The following is a 19,454-nucleotide window of genomic DNA, read 5'->3' as shown; positions in this document are numbered from 1 at the left end:
TCTCAGCTTTCAGCTCTCAGAAATCAGCCGATATCCGATTTCTGACGGCAGATAACTAGTCAACCACTATTTTATATTGTAAAAACTCAATGACATCACCCTTTCTAACTTTATAGCGCTTCCTGAACTCCGTGACGCCATTACAGCTCACGAGCCCCTCACTTACAACAGCTTGTGCTTCTCCACCGTTCTCCACTACATTGACAGCCTTTAGCAATTGAATAAGATGGATATATTCACTATCAAGCGTAAAATTTATCATAAACCAAACCTACATAAAATTCTTAGATGAAAGCAAACGAAAATAACATTTTCTGCTATTAAGCCATCGATTTTTTCTCTAAGTTTGCTCCATGATTTCGCCATCAAAAGAACCACAATCTGTTGCCGCGAGTGATCTTACTTTCGACAACACTGAAATCGCTTTTCGCAGTAAAAGCAATGCCGAATTAAACAGAGCTTATTGGCTGTTTAAAATTATTTCCAGTAATTTTTTGACTAAAGTAGGTCCTCCGGTAACGAACTTTGCGCTTAATATCGGCCTACCTATTACAAGTCTCATCAAGAAAACGATATTTGAACATTTCTGTGGCGGAGAAACAATTGAAGGCTGCGAAAAAACCATTCAACAATTGGCTTCTCAACACGTTGGAACCATCCTCGACTATTCGGTAGAGGGTGAAGAAAGTGAACAAGCTTTTGATCACGTGTTGGCTGAGACCATTCGCACGATCGAGCGCGCTAAAAAGGATACAAACATTCCGTTTTCCGTTTTTAAAGTAACGGGCCTGGGCCGCTTTGATTTGCTGGCAAAGGTAAATACAGGCGAACCATTGACGGAAACAGAAGCGGCTGAATTTGCACGTGTAAAAAACCGGGTGGAAAAAATATGTGCATTTGCACATCAAGCAGGCGTTGCCGTGTTAGTCGATGCCGAACATTCATGGATACAGGATACCATTGATGACTTGGCTAGAGACATGATGCGAAAATACAATACGGAAAAAGCAATCGTATACAACACCTATCAGCTTTACCGCCACGATATTTTGGCTGCTTTAAAGGCAGATGTCTACTTAGCTCAAACTGATAATTTTTATGTTGGGGCTAAGTTAGTGCGTGGCGCCTATATGGAAATTGAACGAAAGCGAGCTGAAGAAAGGGGCTATCCATCCCCCATACAACCAAATAAAGAAGCCGCTGATCGTGATTATAATGAGGCTATCCATTTTTGTTTGGACAACCTTGATCGAATAGGTTTTATGGCTGGCACGCATAACGAGGCCAGCAGTTACCTCCTAGCAACGGAATTAGATAAAAGAGGAATAGCGAGAGGTGATCGCCGAGTCTATTTTGCCCAATTATTGGGCATGAGTGACAATCTTAGCTTTAATTTATCCGCTGCCGGATACAATGTGGCAAAGTATATGCCTTACGGGCCGGTAAAAGCGGTAATGCCCTACCTCTTTAGAAGAGCGCAAGAGAATACCTCTGTTGCCGGACAAACAGGCCGCGAACTGAGCCTTATCATAAAAGAAAAAAATCGCAGAAAAAAATAGCCGATGAGACCATCGGCTATTTTTCAAAGAAGCTTTCGCCGTTGAACCAAGAGTTCTAAGGTATCAGGAGCGGTCAATAATTCCGTCTGTATTCCCAGCTTTTTGGCTGTAACAAGATGCTGGGGGCTATCATCAATAAATAATGTCTTTTCCGGCTCGAGCTGGTGTGTCTGCAAAACAAATTCAAAAATATTCGAATTTGGCTTTCTCATGCCTAATAAATGAGAGTAATAATCTTTGATAAAAAAGCTGCTGTTATCTTCCAAGGCATGTTCTTTTTTCAGGTACTCCATAATGGATTGATAGTGGATTTCATTGTTATTACTAAGTAAAAAGGTGTTGTATCGATCTTTTAGTTGCCATAATAATTCGTGTCTGCCTTTAGGTACACCGATTAACAAGGAGTTCCATGCATTATCAATTTGTTGGTCTGTTAAGTCAGCTTTTCCCGTAACTTCACGTATCCCATCTCTAAATTGCGCGGCAGAAACTCTTCCCATATCAAAATCATCAAATAAAGCATTTTGTTCGGTATGCGCAAACACTTTTTCTACTCCCTTGACACCCAAATCGGTAAAGGCTTTATGCGCCTTAGCGAAGTCGATCATGAAGATTACATTGCCGTAATCGAAGATAATATTTTCAATATTTTGCATAATTAATTTTAAAATGTGCCTACAAATATGTAAAATTGCACTCGCAAATCAGCAATGGTTGCCGCTCCTATAGCTCAGTTGGTTAGAGTAGAAGACTCATAATCTTTTGGTCCCTGGTTCGAGCCCAGGTGGGAGCACAAAACAAACCCCTCTTTACGAGGGGTTTGTTGCTTATATCCATCTGAGATAGACTATTCATTTGATCCTGATAAACACCTTTTTTATTTTCCGGTGATTCTTTACGTTCCTTTTCAATAGGGCGTACGAAAAATTTTCGCCTTGTAAAACTTTGCACCGTTCTTTGTCCGATAATATTGAAAGTAGCCATCGCTGGAATAAATATCCACATAGCGTGTACACCAAGTTGGACTGGTAACAGGATCGGGTAGCTCGGTTGTCTTCTCCGAATCTGGACGTGTAAGTACAAATAGACCGGACTGCTGTCGGCTGATGCCTTTCACAAAAGTCTTGTTAAGCAGATTAGGAGCGTCCGTAAACGCTTTTGTTGTTTTATCAAAGCGATAAACGCCCCCATTGGTGCTCACCCATAATATATTAGGATCATTTAGGTCTCGGGATAGATCATGCCCATAGGGATTAGCACTGCTGGTTGTGTTCAAACGCCCCCGTCTTTCAGGGATTTCCGTCAAGGTAGGAGCGGCATCTGTTCCGCCTACCTGCATGGCCATCACAAAATCATTACCGGTTGCCCAAAGAATATGCTCCACCGGATCATATAAAACGGCATGCGCTTTATTAAGCCGAATGGCTGCATGGGCCAAATTGTCCGTTCCAACTGAAGAGGCGAAAAGCAATACCGAATCTTTATCTGTAGCAGCAACGGCGATGTTTCCATTTGGTAACAATTCTACACCATGCGGATTAAATCCGAGATTATATGCCCATTTCTTTATCCCCCCAGGATAAGAAGCAATCGTAACTAAACCATTTGAACAGGAAGCAACTAAATGGTTTCCTCCCCATACGTTAACAGTGCGGACTTTGAAATCTGTCGGCAGCCCCCAATTGTCTAGCGCATATTGAGAATAGCCTTTAGCTGCCTCCGGTTTCCACGACCATTTCAGCGCAGTGGAGCTATTCCAGTCTTCGACCCCCGGATCATAGATTTCAATTTTATTAGTAGCCTGATTACCGGCCCATATCCAGTCGTCAGTAACCGCTTCCGTCACTCCTTTAGCTTGAGCTGACATGGTGGTGCTTTTCTGTAAAAAAGCTTGTTTATCTTCTTTGCAGCAGGCAAAAATAAAAACCATGCAAAAAATTAATAATCTTTTCATTGAATTATGTAGATTAATAAACTTACTCATCGTAAAAACCTAGTAACCCGGATTTTGCGTTAGATTTGGATTTTTTATAATCTCCTCCGCAGAAATCGGATAATAGTTGTGAAACGGTTTGATATTTGCCGCTCCGATCGGATTGTCGTCAGCAACCGATTTAACGGCCTCCACCAGCTTATTCCATCTAACTAAATCCCATCTTCGTTGAAATTCACCGGCAAATTCAATGGCACGTTCTTTCATGATCTCCTCACGTAGGTTTTCCTGTGACGGGTTTGCGAGCTCATTCAATTTAGCGCGTTTCCTTACTTCATTAAGCCATTTTGTACTTTCTGCTATATTTCCATCTTCATTATAAGCCTCTGCCAGAATCAATAAGACATCTACGTAACGTAATATATAAAGGTTCTTACCACTTGCTTGCGCATTGGCATCCAGATCCCAAAATTTAGGCCCGAACCAGGGGTGGTCCGGTCTCGGCCATTTGGTAAAGGTCTGCCCATTATAACCATAGCCGAGCACAACATCCTTACGTTGATCGTTCGATTCGAACATCTTCGCTAATTTAAGCGTTGGCCTGCAAACGCTCCATCCATCGATAATATAGTTCCCGAAGTCTACACCTGCATACGTGCTTTTGCCCGGATCTCTCGCAGGCATATAATAGGATACCTGCTGGTGTGTTTTGATATTGGTGGCAGTGGCAGCATCACGAAGAAATTGAACTTCGAAAATGGACTCCGCATTGTTTTTAAAACGATTATGCACATCAAAAACATCGGCATAATTTGGCAACAGCGAATATTGGCCGCTTTGAACAACCTGTAGTGCGGTTTGCTGCGCATTTGTCCACTCTTTGTTATAAAGATATACTTTAGCCAAAAGGGTCAAGGCCGCTCCTTTAGTTGCCCTACCTACATCGCTCGTGCCATAACTTAATGGAAGTGTCTCAGCGGCCTCGCTCAAGTCTTTTATAATCTGAGCTCGAACTTCAACTAGTGGTGTTCGTGCAAGCTGACTTACCGCATCTACATTCAGCTCGTCCGTCCATAGCGGAACATCTCCCCAAAAATTAGATAGTATGAAGTAATAAAGGGCCCGTAGAAATTTTGCTTCTCCAACAAGCCGTCCTTTTAATTGTTCGTCAATAGGAGCTTGTGATACGCGGTTGACTACCATATTTGCGTTCTTAATAGCCGTATAGGCTGCGCTCCAAATGCCACCGGTACCTGTATTTCCGGAAGTGAAGGTATATTCATGCGGGATGAGATTGTTTGCATCTTCCGTATAAGAAAGATCGGTACCCAGATCTACAATCCGCCAAAATTCCGGCGATCCATAAATCGTGTTTAAAGATCCATAGACGCCGTTGACGGCTTGTGTACATTGCTCGCCGTTGGTAAAAAACTTATCCGGAGCAATGAAGGTCTTCGCATCTTCGTCCAAGGCTTTTTCGCATCCTCCAATCAGCATGCTCCCAGTTAGCAGGAACATAAACAGATATATTTTCATTGTTATTATTCTTGTTTTCATTGTCAATTTGGATTAAAAGGTCATATTTAGTCCGAGGGTTATTGTTCTACTATTCGGATAGTTCCCATTGTCAGTAGCAATGATTGTTGAACTACTACCGCCACTATTTACTTCGGGATCAAATCCATTATACTTTGTCAGCAGAAACAGGTTCGTGCCACTGACAAACACCTTCATAACTTTAACAAGCCGTTTCAACAACAAACCCTTTAGGTTATAACTGAGCTGAGCTGATTTAAGCCGAAGGATAGAAGCATCATGCAATAATCGGTCGCCCGGTATGTTATCACGTGATTCCACTGCCGGAATATCCGAAGTTGGATTATTTGGCGACCAACGGTCAACCATATACTTGTACTGGTTCGTTAAAGAAGAACCCATCCCTGCGAAAAATTCCATGGCATTGAACATTTTATGGCCTTGACTAAACTGAAAAAAGAAATCAAGCATAGCCCGTTTGTAAGTAAATGTACTTCCAAATCCACCAAACAATTTAGGATTTGCCGGCGCAAGGTAATGGTAGTCCATCGCGTTTAGTGCCCCATCCTGGTTGTAATCAACATATCGTGGTCCTCCAGGTCTATAAAGATTGGCCGTTGAGACCAGGGTTCTCTCGCCGGCAGGCTTGCTCAATTCGGCATCTATTTCTTCCTGACTTTTCCAGGTTCCTGCATATTCAACACCATAATTAGCACCGATGGGTACACCTTTTTCTAAATAACTCGTAAGTACGCCGTAACCGATGCCGGCATCTAAAGAAACTCTGCTGAGCGGACCGATATCGGTTACTTCCTGTCGGTTTGTTGAGAGGTTGATGAGTGCGTTCCATGTGAAATTACGATTTCGGATCACATCGCCACTTAGTGAAAAATCAAAACCCTCATTTAATGATTTTCCGAGATTAACAATACGTGATCCGTACCCGGTTTGTGATGGAATCTGAACGGTCAGTAACAAATCTTTGCTCACCATCCGATAATAGTCGGCCGTAAAGCTCGCTCTTCCATTAAGGAATTCAACATCAAGTCCAGCGTCCAATTGAGAGGTGGTCTCCCATGTCAACCCGTCATTGCCAATGTTTCCCTGCGTATAACCCAACGCCTGCGTACCTCCGAAAATATACGCATTACTGTTTGCCGATAATGAAGCCAAAGACTGGTAGTTGGCAATACCCTGATTTCCCGATAAACCGTAGCTGACCCGGAGGGAAAGATCGGATATCGCGCTACGGATCTTAGCATGCTCAAAGAAGGATTCATTAGAGATTCTCCATTTGACAGCACCTGATGGGAAAAAGCCCCACTTCTTTCCTGCGGCAAAATTGGAGGCGCCGTCTCTACGACCTGTAAAGGTAAAATAGTAACGATTTTTGTAATCGTAATTAATGCGTCCCAAGAAAGAGGCAATCGTATTTTCATCCAGGTTGGAAGCGATGCCCCGATTCTCCTGTTCTGTAATCCCTAGGTTATTGTATTGCGTAATATCATTCGTAAGTCGCGAACCCGAAGCATATAAGCGGTCGATATCCCTGGTCTGGTAGCTCGTTCCAAGAAGAAAATCGAAGTGATGCTCTCCGAAGCTTTTCGTATAATTCGCTGTGTTTTCATTAATTAAGCTACTGGTATTGTAGATATCAGAAGAGGCCGAGCCGTACATAACCTTGTTATAAATCTTGCTTGGCATATCCGAAGGACTGTAGTAATCCGCACGCTGATTGATAAAATTGATACCCAAGGAAGACCTTAGCTTTAACCCCGGAATCGGTTCGTACTGAAGGTAAAAGTTTCCAATAACGTTGTTAGCGAGCTGCTTATTGGTGATCTTATTCACAATCGCTACCGGATTATCAATATGTCCTCCTGTATACCAGATAGGATTGAATGTCTCATAGCTTCCGTCCGCTTTATAGATAGGTATAGTAGGTGCTAAAAAAACATAAGAGGATGACCAGCCCGTATTCGATCCTAAATTCATGCTACTAAGCTTCTTGTTTTCGCGGCTGATATTAAGATTAACGCCAAGATTAACCTTGGACGAGAGGTTCTTCGTAAAGTTAAGACGCCCCTGATAACGCTTAAAATCGGTATTCTCAATAATACCCTGCTGGTTTAATACATTACCGGACAAATAATAAGTATAACCATGATCCCCTCCTGCTCCTCCCGACGCTGATAAGTCATAACTTGAAAACGGAGCGTCACGAGTTACCGCATCTATCCAATTTGTACCTTCTTCGCCGACTATATTGATGACTGAATCTACATTCGGATATAGCGCCGGCTGCTTCCCGAATATACGGGCTTCGTTTATAAACTCAGCAAACTCTCTCGCATTCATCATTTCCGGCCGCTTTGCTAGTTGCGATACCCCCTGATTCGTAGAAAAACGAAAATCATTTCTACCCACCTTCCCTTTTTTAGTCGTAACCAGTACTACCCCATTGGCGGCTCGGGAGCCGTAAATAGCTGTTGTAGAAGCATCTTTAAGGATATCAATGCTTTCGATATCGGCGGGGTTAATTGAGTTCAGGTTTGTTCCACTTGGATCAACAATACCATCAATGACATAAATGGGTTCGTTGGTCGCACTTATGGATCTGGAGCCTCTGACACGGATGGTGGTAGGACTTCCTGGGGCGCCGTTTGTTGATTTAATATATACGCCTGCTGCGCGCCCCTGCAACATCTGATCAATTCTGGTTGCAGGTAAATCTGCTAACTTTTCCGTTGAGATGGTACTTACCGAACCGGTAAGGTCCTTTCTCTTGCTTGTACCATACCCAATTAGCACCACTTCATCCAACATGGTCTCCTGAGGCTTTAATTTGATATATATGGAGCTGATAGACCCCTGATTGGTAAGCACCTCTTCGCTATATGGCCTATACCCCACCAGCCGAAAATTAAGTCTATAGGTAGCACTATTTTGTAAGCCGTTAACTTGAAATAGCCCCTGTTTGTCTGTAATTGTGGTTTTTACAGGCTGATTTTCCCTCAATTGAACAGTTACCGTTACCCCTTCCAACTGTCTACCGGCAGTATCAACAACTACCCCTTTAATACTTGCTTGTTGCTGCGCAAATCCCGGTTTTGCCAACACGAGCAGCAACAGTAGCCAAAAGCAACACTCAAAAGTTTGTTTCTTCATAAATTGTCTGTTTATCTTATTTTAATTTTTTACACAATAAGAAGCCATACCGCAATTTTTGCAGTTCATCGCTGTTTATATTTTGATTATTTATTGTTTTCTATGAATCAGGATAGTATCCCCACGTTGATCAAATAATAGATTATTCATATTACAGATAATAGAAAGTGTAGTTAACAGTGGCATATCTTCGTCGAGGTTACCGGTAAAATACAGATTCTTGACATCCCGATCCTTATAATCAATTGATACCTTATAGTATTTTTCTAAGGTTCTGAATGTTTCTGAAATCGAGGTATTTCGAAATGAAAGAGAAACAGCCGATTCTTCGGTTTTTAAAGATGGTATTTTCTTAAGTGATTGTGTCCGTTTAATTGCAGTAACCTCCACTAAACCTGTTTCCAAGTTTAAACTGAGTTTTTTCCCAGGTATTAAATACGTCTCTTTCTTGAAATCTTTGCCACTATAAACGACTACCTTACCTTTGAGAAGTTTAACATCAGCAGCGTTTTTGCGCGCTAGGTTAACATCAAATACGGTCCCCAGCACCTTCGTGATTAAACTTTTACTTTTCACAATAAACGGAATTCCTGGGTTTGGCTCCACCTCAAAGCGGGCATGCCCCTTCACCAGCTCAATGTTCCGATTGTCTTTGCCAAAATCTTCGTTATACAGAAAAACGCTTTGCGGGTATAGCGTTACTTTCGATCCGTCCACGAGTCTAAGCTCACGCACATCCTTTGAAAAATTCTGTTGTTGAAAAATCTTTGACCGGTGCTTATTTTCGGTTAACAACGTTTCCTTTTTTTCAGGGGCTTTTGAAAAGTGTCCAACCAGCGCTCTTGCTATAAGTGCGAACAGAAATATAGCAGCAGCATACTTTATGTAACGGAAAGAATAGTAACTTCTGTTTTTAGGTGTTTTCGCGGTAATCTGTTCCATCAATCGGTATTTGATCGTTTGAAGGTGGTCTTGCTCTCTCTTCATAGTCACATCCTCCTGATCGATCAATTCCCGGATCTGTAAACGTAATTCTCCTTCGTCAGCGGTGCCAAAGTACGCGAAGAGAGCATGTAGTTCCTCCGGCGTACATGCATTTTCAATATACTTTTTAAGTAAGGAGGTAATAGGGCGTCGCTGTTTATCCACTTTTTGCTCTTTTATTACCAATATGCGCGAGCAGGAAAAACACACTAATCACTTTTGATTTTTTTTATTTTTTCCTGATTTAACGAAATGCAATCGTCTTATTTCGATTTTTCATGGAGGAAAAAGTTAGGGATGAAGCTTCTTAAATTTATCACCTAGCGATAAACCATATAGGCGGTTACAACGATCATTGCCATGTCGGTGGACTGAAATAGGGTTTTTCGAACGATAGCGGTTGCGCGAACAAGATGATTGCTAACGGTTGATATCGATATATCTAATTGTAATGCCGCTTCTTCATAGCTTTTTCCTTGCAAACGGCATAACTCAAAAACCTCGCGACAACGTGGTGGCATATCGGTCATTGCATCCTGTAATAGTTTGCGGCTTTCTTTGAGGTAATAGTCCTCTTCAGTATGGGTGTAAAGTTCATCAAAGGTCTGTAGAATATGCGTTTGTAGTTTGACATCCAATGCCACCTTTCGATAGAACTTATAAATTTCGTTTTCAGTAACCCTATACAACCAAGGCTTAAGCGAATAATTTGAATCCAATGTATGGCGATTTTCCCAAACTTTTAAGAAGACGTCCTGAAGCATTTCATCGGCAACAGCACTGATCTTCACAAATTTCAGCAATTTACCATAAATCGCCTGGCTGTAATGATCATAAATTTTTCCGAAAGCTACCGGATCACCGGCTTTCATTTGATCTATAAGCTTTTTCTCGGCAAGCACAGTTGAAAAGGAGGTCGTCATAGCGTTGAATTACCAACAGAATATTTCCAATCATCAAAACTAAAGTCCCTTTATTAATAAATCATGAATAAATCTTAATGTTTTATCTGAGCATGAATATTTCCGTCGCCCCTCTTTTGATCAAGAAGCGCCTCAAAATAACCTAAATAATAACTTTTTGAATAGCTGGTTTTTTTTCGGTTATGACAGTAGGTATAAGCATGAAAAGAGCCTTCTTCAAATTGTGGTGGAAGTTCTACTTCGATACGTCCGTCTTTACGATACCAAACCTGATCACTCTTGGCGCCTATGCCGAGCTCGGGACTGATTACAATTAATACCAGTTCATCGCTATCTCTTGCCATTGGATGTGGTTCGTTCGTAAAAAAGACTTCCAATATACCGGGCGATCGCACCACATCGGCTATGGCAGGCGGGGGTAAAGCTCCCATGCTGATCATTACCCTTTCAGGAACAATCATTTGATCAGGATAGGTGCCTGCAACCGCCTCCTGTATTACTTTTTTTAATGCTTGCCCAAAGGCTTTACTCTTTTTACCATTGCCATATTGGCTCCAACCCTCGTTGATAACAGGCCGTAAAGGGTTCAAAAAGGCCATTGCCAATCTCATGCGCTGTTGGCTGGCAAGCTTTCCATAAGGTTCTTTTTCCTTTTTCGGTATATTTGCATCAAAGAAAAATTCCATAAGCTAATATTATTGGTTATTGGTTGTTGGTTATTGGTTGTTGGTTATTAGTTATTGGTTGTTGGTTGTTGGTTATTGGTTGTTGGTTATAGAAAGATATTTGGTAGGAGATACTCGTTTTTTTTGGCTATCGCTAAGAAATAACCATACATGAATACACTCGCCTTCTAATGCCTCGTATCTAACCGTAGCTTCCGCTTGATAGCGCAAAGGCGTGGTGTCTGGTGAATCAAATAGGTCACTACTCGCTGTATAACATAAAATATGAACCTGATCATCTAAGGAACCACCCAATCCATAGGTTTTCGGATTCCAGGTTACTTTTATCTGCCCAGGCTTCACTATCTCCAATTTTTCAGCCCCCGCGGTAAATAAAGTTCCCTTGCTGAATTGAATCAAACTATAGTTTAAATGCGGCTCGTTATTTTCGTCAAGTGAAAAAGCATGATCAAAATTCTGCTGAAAAGCAATATTACGCGCAGTAGCTTTGCGTAAGTAATTTCCGAAACCCACCTCCACCACTTTTTTTATAGGAATAAAAAACTCATTTAGTAATTTGAATTTTTTATAATGCAAAACTTGCTCTTCACTTGGTTTACCTTTATTCTTGTAAGTCCGCGAAAAGCCTTTAATATAATTTACACCTCGCCAACGACTGCCAATAATGCTACCTGTTTTACCACTAAAAGGTCCATTTATGCCTTTGTTGTAAGTTCCCATAATTTAGATTTAAATGCTAAATAACGCTTTTCTCTCTGTTGATAGGACTTATACCTATCGTTTACAATAAAAGTAGAAAAAAATAAGTTTGAATAGAAAAAGAAATATATAAAAAGTGCAGATTTATCGTAAAGTTATCGTTTCGTTATCGTAAATTCATCGTATATTTTACGATCATTTTACGATAACAAAACTATTAAAAAACTATGAAATTGGATATTTAACTATTGTCTTTATAATTTTTTATTCCTTTTTTGTTATGTTTTTTTAATAGGATAGCAAGAAGCTTTCTGCCACTCATTTCAAGCCCAATCAGCTCTTTAAAAAGCAAATCCGGCGCTAACTAGGAGCTTCACGATCTTACGAGCATTTCCTCACCATTTAAGAAATTTTAATATCTTAGCCTTCTATAACAATAGAAATGCAACTTGAACGGGTTACTACATTCATTTTAGATAAGTTAAGGCACGAGCTTACTGCCTCTTTTAGCTATCACAATGTGGACCATACGCAAGATGTTATGCATGCCGTAAAAGAAATCGGCTCACAGGAACATATTACCGAGAATGAATTACAGCTGTTATCGACTGCGGCACTTTTTCATGATACGGGTTTCTTAATATCTACTAAAAATCACGAACTACACTCATGCCATATGGCGCGCAGGTATCTCCCTCATTATTCCTATAGCGAGCAGGATATCAGCCAAATTAGCGACTTAATCATGGCGACGAAAGTGCCACAGCAACCAAAAAATCACCTGGAAGAAATTATCTGCGATGCAGATTTAGATTATTTGGGGCGAGCAGATTTTTTTGAGATAAGCGAAAAACTCTATCGTGAAATGTTAGCGCTTGGCACCGTATCTTCTCATCAGGAGTATATGCAGCTACAATTGGAGTTTCTCTCAAATCATCGATATTTTAGCAATACCGCAAAAGCATTACGTAATAAATTAAAAGAAGAAAATTTAACCAAATTAAAGACAAATTCGGAATCTTAGCAATATGAACTCAAAATCGACGGCGATCGCCCGTGACATTATTTATGTAGTTACGGGTATTTTATTCTGTGGTTTTGCCTTAAAAGGTTTTTTGGTCCCTAATCAGTTTTTTGATGGTGGTATCACCGGAATATCTTTATTAATACACGAAATCTACCATGTTAACATCGCTTATGTCATCGTACTCGCCAACCTACCCCTCATTATAATGGGCGCCTTCCAGGTAAGCAAGAAATTCGCTTTAAAAACATTGGCCTGCGTTATATTGTTAGGTATATGTTTGCTATATGTTCCTTACCCGATTATCACATCCGATAAACTACTGGTTTCTATTTTTGGAGGTGTTTTTATGGGAATTGGCGTCGGTTTATCCATGCGAGGCGGTTGCGCTTTGGACGGTATTGAGGTGCTCGCCCTTTATACCCTTAAACGGAGCAGCTTTACCATCAGTGAGATTATTTTAGGTATCAACATTATTATTTTCTTGATTGCAGCGGTTCATTTGGGACTTCCGACTGCACTCTATTCCATTCTGACTTATTATACCGCATCAAGGGCTATTACTTTCGTAATTGAAGGGCTCGAAGAATATACAGCGGTTAATATTATATCAGCCCATAGCGAACTGATTAAGGAAAGGTTAGTAAAAGACATGGGAAAAGGCATTACGGTCTATAAAGGTGAGCGCGGCTTCTTAAAAGAAAGTTTTGATGTGAGCCACCCCGTTGATATTGTTTTTACGGTGGTAACTCGATTTGAAGTACGAAGGCTCAAGAATATGGTACATCAAGTTGATCCGCAAGCCTTCGTATATACGAATACCATTAAGGAAGCAGCGGGCGGTATATTGAAGAGAAGAGCAAGGGAACATTAATCCCTTACTATGCAGTCACTTCATAAATATTGACAGGATTCGCTTTGTTTTTCAAGTTTACGGTTCCAAGCGATGAAAAGCCGAACGATTGCTTGGCCTGTTCATAAACATGTTCAGCAACAACGATTTGACCGGCTTTGGCTATGGACTGTAAGCGTTGGGCTAAGTTAACGGCATCACCTATAACGGTATAATCTAAGCGTTTCAGTGAAGCTGATCCAATATTACCGGAAATTACCTCGCCGGTATTGATGCCTATAGAGACGTCGGGCTTAAAGGTGTGATCGCCGGATCGAATCGCCTCAATAGCTGCAATCTTTTCTTTCGTTGCCAGCGCCGCATCAATTGCCCGGTCCAAGTGATACTCCCCTTTAAAGACAGCCATCACCGCATCGCCCATAAATTTATCGATGTGTCCATTGTAACTGATAATTTCTTTCACGATTACATCGAACAGGTCGTTAATCAGTTTTACGACATCATCAGCGGCGACAGTTTCCGTAATGGCCGTAAAACCACAAATATCAATAAACACAACTGTTGCCTCAATGGTCTCATTGATCAATAAGCTTTTTTCAAATTCCTGATGCGTCATAAAATTGAGCACATTCTCATCCACATACATCTTTAGGATATTATTCTCTTTAATGGCCTTTAATGTGCTTTTGATCTGTTCCACATGTCCCAGTGTTTTTTCTATTGTTACATCCAGATCATCAAAATTCACCGGTTTGCAGACAAAATCAAACGCACCTCGATTCATTGCCGTACGGATATTTTCCATATCTCCATAGGCCGAAACCATCACGGCTTTGATTACGGGATTGGCCTCCGGGAGTTTAGTAAGCAAGGTCAATCCATCCATACCAGGCATATTGATATCACTCAAAATAATATCAATATCTTCTTCTTCTTTTAACAATTGGAGCGCCTCCAAGCCATCCTTGGCAAAAACAAATGAATAGATTTGCTCTCGGATTTTCTTTCTAAATTTTTGCCTGATCAAAAGTTCGAGATCTGCCTCGTCGTCTACAACTAATATCTTAGCCATGCTCTTCTAAATTTTTTAATTTTTCCCTTAACAAGTTAAAATCAAGTGGTTTCGTCAAAAAGTCATCAGCACCTAATTGCATCGATTGCCGATAGTTTTCTTCGTCTCCATAGGCCGTAATCATCATCACAAAAGGTGGTGTCCCTCCGTGTTTCTGCCTGATATGCGATAACAAGTCCAACCCACTCATACCTGGCATATTGACGTCGGACAGGATAAGAACAACTTCGGAACCATCGTGAAGAAGATACTGAACAGCTTCTTCTCCAGACAATGCGAACTCAAAAATGATGGATCCCGTTTTGATTTCCTTACGAAATCGCTGTCGGAATAAGGGCTGTATATCGATCTCGTCGTCAACAACTAATACTTTCATTGCTTGTCGGGTATGATAATAATAAATTTTGCGTATTCTCCTTCTATTGTTTCCACTTTTAACTCTCCTCCGTGCATTTTTGTAATAATATCATAGCTCATAGATAATCCCAAACCGGTGCCTTGACCAGTTGGCTTGGTCGTGAAGAAGGGCTGATATATTTTTTCTAAGACGGCACTTGGTATGCCTAGGCCATTATCGGCCACCGTAATCTTAATCGATGCTTCTTGAGCATCATCAACTATATGTTCGGTAATAACGGTTACTCTTGGCATAAAACTCCCACCTATGTGTTTTCTCTTCTCGTTGACAGAATAAAAAGCATTATTGAAAAGATTAAGCAGCACACGGCCGAGATCCTGCGGTACCACTTCAATGGAAGGCAAGGCGGTGTCAAATTGGGTATCGATAGTGGCATTGAACGATTTATCCTTGGCTCTCAAGCCGTGATAACTCAATCTAACATATTCATCCGCTAGTGCATTAATATCGGTCATTTCTTTTTTTCCACTGCTGCTACGAGAATGTTGGAGCATACTTTTGACGATACCGTCAGCCCTTTTACCATGAAAATTAATCTTGTCTAAGTTCTGCGTTAGGTCTGCTATAATTTCTTCTGCCTCCTCTTGTCGAGCTCCTTCCAGTGCCTTCAGAGGCCCTCCTTTCAATTCGTCCAATAGCTCGATACTCACTTCCGAAAAATTGTTCACAAAATTCAGGGGATTCTGTATCTCATGGGCAATACCGGCCGTGAGCTCTCCTAGAGAGGCCATTTTTTCCGATTGAATAAGTTGGGCTTGGGTATTTCTTAATTCGTCGAGCGTCACTTGCAACTCTTCTTTTTGTTTAACCAGCTCGGCCGTGCGTTGTGCTACTTCGTGTTCTAAATCGACTTTCAGCTGCGCCATAATCCGATGTTGCGCCTCTTCCGCTTCGCGTCTAGCTCGTTCCCTCTCTAAAGCTTTCCGTTGATTTCTGTTCACGAGCCACATGCCTCCGTACCAAAGAACGCCAAACAACACGGCACTCTCGAAAAAATCATCCGTTTTTTTGTAAAATGATGGAAAAAACTCCTGGACAAAAGAGCTGATAAATGAAAGGATAGCATAAGGCAATATCGAAAAAATCATGTGCCTTCCCGCCTGTAATTCCTGTCTCCGGTAAACAAGGTACAATAGAGCAAATAGGAAGACCTGTACAAGCAAGGTAACCAAATAAGTGCTTGAAACAACGTCAAGGATGATCAATGCGATACTCACATAAAAGCCAAACTGAAGATATTTAGCCAAATCGTAATCTACCTTTTGATAGTTGACCTTCTTTTTAAGGAAACTAATCAGGAGAAGTGCAAATATGGGCTCTAGTGTCATAAAACAAAGGTTTAGCTTGCCAATAAGTAGCTATTAAAAAAACTATAACTTTTTGCTCAAACATAGATAAAATCACCTGCACCTACAACAACAATTCGATGGAAGGCTAAACTTTTTGCGCTACTTCTTGTTTTAGACAATAGTAGATAGTGAAAGGGGGCGAAACGTAAAAATTATTGATCAAATTACTGTTATGTTAGAAAGATTTGCAAAATGGGCCCATGAAATAGACCATGAATGGACGGGCTATTCCACCACTTATGACAAACAATCGTTCATTGTCTTTGACAACCTAAAGAATGAGGTTGCTCGTATCGATTATAATGACGGCCGATATGACATATCGGGTAACAATACACCAATTGTCGAAAAGTTAACCAATATGACGCAACACCGGCATTAGTTATCGTGGCGTTATTTTCAATAAAAAAGTAAAAGGACCATTATAGGGTTCACCTGCCATTTGATTTTCGCTAACAACGATACGGTAGACTCCGGGTTCTTTTATGTTATACTCCATGGTTGGGCCAAAAGGCCCGTCTGCTACATTATTGGGAAGAAAGATCTGAGCAATACGAACATTTCCATTGGGTTCGCTGGGTTTAACAGAAGCGGATAACTTTCCAAGGGTTTTTACATTAAATGAAAATACCACATGTTTTCCCTTTTCCATCTTGGCTTCTTGGGCCGCCTCCCCATTAATCAGTTGTAGATTAATGGAATCTCTATTGTCCTCAAGTGGTGCCACTGAGGTGGTTGATTTATCAATGTCGGCAGCGTCGGTTTCATTAGTCTGATCTGTTGTTTTATTGTTATTGCAAGCTGCGAATAAAAAGAAAGAGAGTATTACTGAAAAGCCAGTTATTGTAATTGCTTTCATTAAGATACAAGTTTTGATTTATAACGTAACAGCAGGATTTTTGAATTGTTTCAATGTACAAAAACCATGAGGGAAGACTTTCTCTTGTTTTACAAATAATTTGCAGTTATAAAGTGAATTACTATCTTTGCCGACACAAATTCTTTTGGGGGTTTAGCTCAGCTGGCTAGAGCGCTTGCATGGCATGCAAGAGGTCACCGGTTCGACTCCGGTAATCTCCACTAAAATGATCCCGCAACCGGCGGGATTTTTTATGCTCTTTTGATCCGCTTTTTCACTTATCGGCCATTGTCTCAATAATCTTCCCTAGTATATTGTTCTAAGATATCAGTGTTTCAGTAAACACATTGGAAGGCTAAAGCACGCCATATGAACAAGGTGAAGCAATTTGGTTAAAACATCATTTCACGCCAATGAATTTTAGCAATACTATAAAAAAATCCCCGCCGGAAATGACGGGGACTTTTTATAGTATGTTCTCTTTCGCTTAGTTAAAAGTATACTTAAACCCAATACTGAAACGGGAAGGTTCAAAATCCGACTCGTCCGTTAGGGTCCACCAAGGTTTCCAATCAAAATGGAAAGCTAAAGGCGCGGAAGGCACTTTATATTCCAAACCTAAAGCTGGACGGATTGCAAAATACGTTTTATTGCCAAAAGGTCCACGGTCAATAAAGCTTAGTTGCGGACCTACACCGATATACCAGTTAAGCCCTCTCGCTCCGCTAATCGCTTGGTTATACGAATAATCCGCTCCAAGCAACACATGGTTATCGGCAAATAAAACTTGCACATTAGCAGCATCTTTTGAGTTAAAAAAATGCTTTAATTGCGGTCCAACCAAAGTACGTCCATCCCCTAAATCAATACCTAAACCCAAGGCATTGCGGTATTGCGCTTTGGATTCCTGTGCTAAGAATACAAATAAAAAAACAGTTAATAAAGATAAAAATCGATTTCTCATAATAAATAATTTTGTTTTTAAACTAATTTTTTTACATCCACCAGATGTATTTTGTCCTGTTGTAGCAAATTTCTTGCCAAAGATACACAGATTTTCACATGCGCAGATTCAGTTCGGCCAGTGCGGCGATTACCTTCGTCATTTGGTCGGTTTCGAGTTTAAAATATTAAATGCGAATCCCTGAATCTCAGCTGATTTAGTTGACTTTGAAATAGGTTTGAAAGAGAATATGCTTTGGTATTAAAAGTCACATTGCTCAACAACTAGGGCTGCTGCTCCCAGCAGCTGCACTTCTTTAGACAAGTCAGACACGGCAATGGTGGTTTGTTCCGATAACCTGGGAATGCAGAACTCGTTAATTGCTTGATGAATCGGAGCCAACCATATCTTACCGGCCGCTGCCCCTCGTCCACTTAACACAATTCGTTCCGGATTCATGATATGAATCAGTGTTGCCAGACCTTTGCCAATCATAAAGCCGCCCTCAGCAAGTAGAGAAACCGCCAAGGGATCACCCGATCTCGCTGCATTCAATAAATGTTCGCCGGAAAGATTATGATCGTCCTGAAAAAGTTGTTCCAATTTAGACTTTGCGCCTATCATCATCTCTCTCTTCGCTTTTTCAACTAAAACCAACAGGGAGGCATCCACTTCCAAACATCCGCGTTTGCCGCAGGAACATAGGTTATTACTATTTGCCAAAGGGATATGGCTAAACTCCCCGGCGTAACCGTTATGCCCACTAAAAAGCGCGCCATCTACAATCATGCCCAATCCGATACCCCAGCCGATGTTGACTACCATTACATCTTTATAACCTTTAGCCGTGCCAAAGTTTAATTCAGCCATCGCAATAGCACGTGAATCATTGTCAACATAAACAGGGAGTCCCAGCTTTCTGCTTAAATGTTTTGGCAAATGCTGATGATCGGGGAAAAACGTATGATTAATCCCCTCCTTCATATTGTATACACCGGGCATGGCAATTCCTACACCTAAAATCTGATCGGCCGGCAGCTTGCTTTCCGTAAGAACTTGCTTGATACAGGCAACAAGATTATCAATTGCGATCGGATTCTGCGAAATTTCTAAGCGAAAGGATTTTATGGGTTGAACAAGCTCATTTCCGAGATTAAATATACAGATCCGTGTTTCAAGCTGATCAACAGCTACTGCTAAAATAAAGCTGTTTTTTTCCCGGTTCAAAAGATAGGTAATTGGGCGCCTTCCTCCTGTTGAAGGAGCTAATCCATACTCAACAATATATCTTTCTTCCAATAGTGCTAATACAGACGATGACACAACGGGTAAACTTTTAGATGTCATCGTACATAAATCGGCCAGCGATAAGGCACCATTATAATATAGTTGCCTTAGAATAGCTTTTCTAAGGTGTTGTTGTTTTAGTATTTTTGCTGTCAAACCGG

Annotated in this window: 19 protein-coding genes and 2 tRNA genes; 6 read left to right on the top strand and 15 right to left on the bottom strand. The window is 40.9% G+C overall.

Going from position 1 to position 19,454, the window contains the following annotated elements; all coding sequences use genetic code 11:
- Nucleotides 1-55: 55 nt before the first annotated feature.
- Nucleotides 56-262: an RNA-binding S4 domain-containing protein gene (locus tag FKG96_RS08395; protein ID WP_013665551.1), complete on the bottom strand. Its 207-nt coding sequence runs from the start codon at nt 260-262 to the stop codon at nt 56-58.
- A gap of 91 nt (nt 263-353) precedes the next feature.
- Between FKG96_RS08395 and FKG96_RS08390 the strand changes: the two genes are divergently transcribed.
- A complete protein-coding gene (locus FKG96_RS08390) occupies nt 354-1,559 on the top strand; it encodes a proline dehydrogenase family protein (protein WP_149105316.1) in 1,206 nt (401 codons plus the stop codon).
- A gap of 23 nt (nt 1,560-1,582) precedes the next feature.
- Here FKG96_RS08390 and FKG96_RS08385 read toward each other — a convergent pair whose 3' ends face one another.
- Nucleotides 1,583-2,215: an HAD family phosphatase gene (locus FKG96_RS08385; RefSeq protein WP_013665549.1), complete on the bottom strand. Its 633-nt coding sequence runs from the start codon at nt 2,213-2,215 to the stop codon at nt 1,583-1,585.
- Nucleotides 2,216-2,278: 63 nt separating this feature from the next.
- On the opposite strand from FKG96_RS08385, the gene FKG96_RS08380 reads away from it, so the two are divergent.
- Nucleotides 2,279-2,352: transfer RNA gene (locus FKG96_RS08380), tRNA-Ile, on the top strand.
- A gap of 114 nt (nt 2,353-2,466) precedes the next feature.
- Here the strand turns inward: FKG96_RS08380 and FKG96_RS08375 are convergent.
- From FKG96_RS08375 to FKG96_RS08345, 7 genes are all read right to left on the bottom strand, one after another.
- Entirely contained in the window at nt 2,467-3,513 is a 1,047-nt protein-coding gene (locus tag FKG96_RS08375) for a DUF6528 family protein (RefSeq protein ID WP_130856405.1), read from the bottom strand.
- A gap of 39 nt (nt 3,514-3,552) precedes the next feature.
- Nucleotides 3,553-5,028: a RagB/SusD family nutrient uptake outer membrane protein gene (locus FKG96_RS08370; protein ID WP_168204542.1), complete on the bottom strand. Its 1,476-nt coding sequence runs from the start codon at nt 5,026-5,028 to the stop codon at nt 3,553-3,555.
- 33 nt (nt 5,029-5,061) lie between these two features.
- Nucleotides 5,062-8,196: a TonB-dependent receptor gene (locus FKG96_RS08365; protein ID WP_149105314.1), complete on the bottom strand. Its 3,135-nt coding sequence runs from the start codon at nt 8,194-8,196 to the stop codon at nt 5,062-5,064.
- 90 nt (nt 8,197-8,286) lie between these two features.
- Entirely contained in the window at nt 8,287-9,345 is a 1,059-nt protein-coding gene (locus FKG96_RS08360; protein WP_130856402.1) for a FecR family protein, read from the bottom strand.
- Between the two features lie 155 nt (nt 9,346-9,500).
- Nucleotides 9,501-10,103: an RNA polymerase sigma factor gene (locus FKG96_RS08355; RefSeq protein WP_130856401.1), complete on the bottom strand. Its 603-nt coding sequence runs from the start codon at nt 10,101-10,103 to the stop codon at nt 9,501-9,503.
- Between the two features lie 74 nt (nt 10,104-10,177).
- Complete coding sequence (locus tag FKG96_RS08350) at nt 10,178-10,789, bottom strand: DUF6266 family protein (protein ID WP_130856400.1); 612 nt, start codon at nt 10,787-10,789, stop codon at nt 10,178-10,180.
- Between the two features lie 72 nt (nt 10,790-10,861).
- The gene (locus FKG96_RS08345; protein ID WP_013665539.1) at nt 10,862-11,509 is read right to left on the bottom strand and encodes a DUF6266 family protein; all 648 of its coding nucleotides are present in this window, start codon (nt 11,507-11,509) and stop codon (nt 10,862-10,864) included.
- Nucleotides 11,510-11,930: 421 nt separating this feature from the next.
- Here FKG96_RS08345 and FKG96_RS08340 point away from each other — a divergent pair, with 421 nt between their 5' ends.
- A complete protein-coding gene (locus tag FKG96_RS08340) occupies nt 11,931-12,512 on the top strand; it encodes an HD domain-containing protein (protein ID WP_130856399.1) in 582 nt (193 codons plus the stop codon).
- Nucleotides 12,513-12,516: 4 nt separating this feature from the next.
- On the top strand, nt 12,517-13,386 hold the full coding sequence (locus tag FKG96_RS08335) for a YitT family protein (RefSeq protein ID WP_013665537.1): 870 nt from the start codon (nt 12,517-12,519) through the stop codon (nt 13,384-13,386).
- 7 nt (nt 13,387-13,393) lie between these two features.
- On the opposite strand, the gene FKG96_RS08330 is transcribed toward FKG96_RS08335, so the two are convergent.
- Genes FKG96_RS08330 through FKG96_RS08320 form a run of 3 tightly spaced genes read right to left on the bottom strand, consistent with a single transcriptional unit; the run spans nt 13,394 to nt 16,183 of the window.
- Nucleotides 13,394-14,437 carry an adenylate/guanylate cyclase domain-containing protein gene (locus FKG96_RS08330; RefSeq protein WP_130856398.1) on the bottom strand — a complete coding sequence of 348 codons (1,044 nt, stop codon included), beginning with the start codon at nt 14,435-14,437 and terminating at the stop codon, nt 13,394-13,396.
- Nucleotides 14,430-14,813, bottom strand: a complete 384-nt coding sequence (locus FKG96_RS08325) for a response regulator (RefSeq protein ID WP_013665535.1) — start codon at nt 14,811-14,813, stop codon at nt 14,430-14,432. Before FKG96_RS08325 ends, FKG96_RS08330 begins: the two co-directional genes overlap by 8 nt.
- Nucleotides 14,810-16,183 carry a sensor histidine kinase gene (locus tag FKG96_RS08320; RefSeq protein ID WP_130856397.1) on the bottom strand — a complete coding sequence of 458 codons (1,374 nt, stop codon included), beginning with the start codon at nt 16,181-16,183 and terminating at the stop codon, nt 14,810-14,812. Before FKG96_RS08320 ends, FKG96_RS08325 begins: the two co-directional genes overlap by 4 nt.
- Before the next feature lie 193 nt (nt 16,184-16,376).
- On the opposite strand from FKG96_RS08320, the gene FKG96_RS08315 reads away from it, so the two are divergent.
- A complete protein-coding gene (locus FKG96_RS08315; RefSeq protein WP_013665533.1) occupies nt 16,377-16,586 on the top strand; it encodes a hypothetical protein in 210 nt (69 codons plus the stop codon).
- On the opposite strand, the gene FKG96_RS08310 is transcribed toward FKG96_RS08315, so the two are convergent.
- Nucleotides 16,587-17,063: a hypothetical protein gene (locus FKG96_RS08310; protein WP_130856396.1), complete on the bottom strand. Its 477-nt coding sequence runs from the start codon at nt 17,061-17,063 to the stop codon at nt 16,587-16,589.
- Between the two features lie 147 nt (nt 17,064-17,210).
- Between FKG96_RS08310 and FKG96_RS08305 the strand changes: the two genes are divergently transcribed.
- Nucleotides 17,211-17,284, top strand: a tRNA-Ala gene (locus FKG96_RS08305).
- A gap of 266 nt (nt 17,285-17,550) precedes the next feature.
- Here FKG96_RS08305 and FKG96_RS08300 read toward each other — a convergent pair.
- Together FKG96_RS08300 and FKG96_RS08295 are read right to left on the bottom strand one after the other, a co-directional pair.
- The gene (locus tag FKG96_RS08300; protein WP_013665531.1) at nt 17,551-18,027 is read right to left on the bottom strand and encodes a hypothetical protein; all 477 of its coding nucleotides are present in this window, start codon (nt 18,025-18,027) and stop codon (nt 17,551-17,553) included.
- A 240-nt stretch (nt 18,028-18,267) separates the two neighbouring features.
- Entirely contained in the window at nt 18,268-19,449 is a 1,182-nt protein-coding gene (locus FKG96_RS08295) for an ROK family protein (protein WP_130856395.1), read from the bottom strand.
- Between the last annotated feature and the right edge of the window lie 5 nt (nt 19,450-19,454).

Origin of the sequence: Olivibacter sp. LS-1 (assembly GCF_008245145.1) — a bacterium.
GTDB lineage: Bacteria > Bacteroidota > Bacteroidia > Sphingobacteriales > Sphingobacteriaceae > Olivibacter > Olivibacter oleidegradans.
The sequence above is the reverse complement of the archived record's forward strand: the minus strand, read 5'-3'. Positions and strand labels throughout refer to the sequence as shown.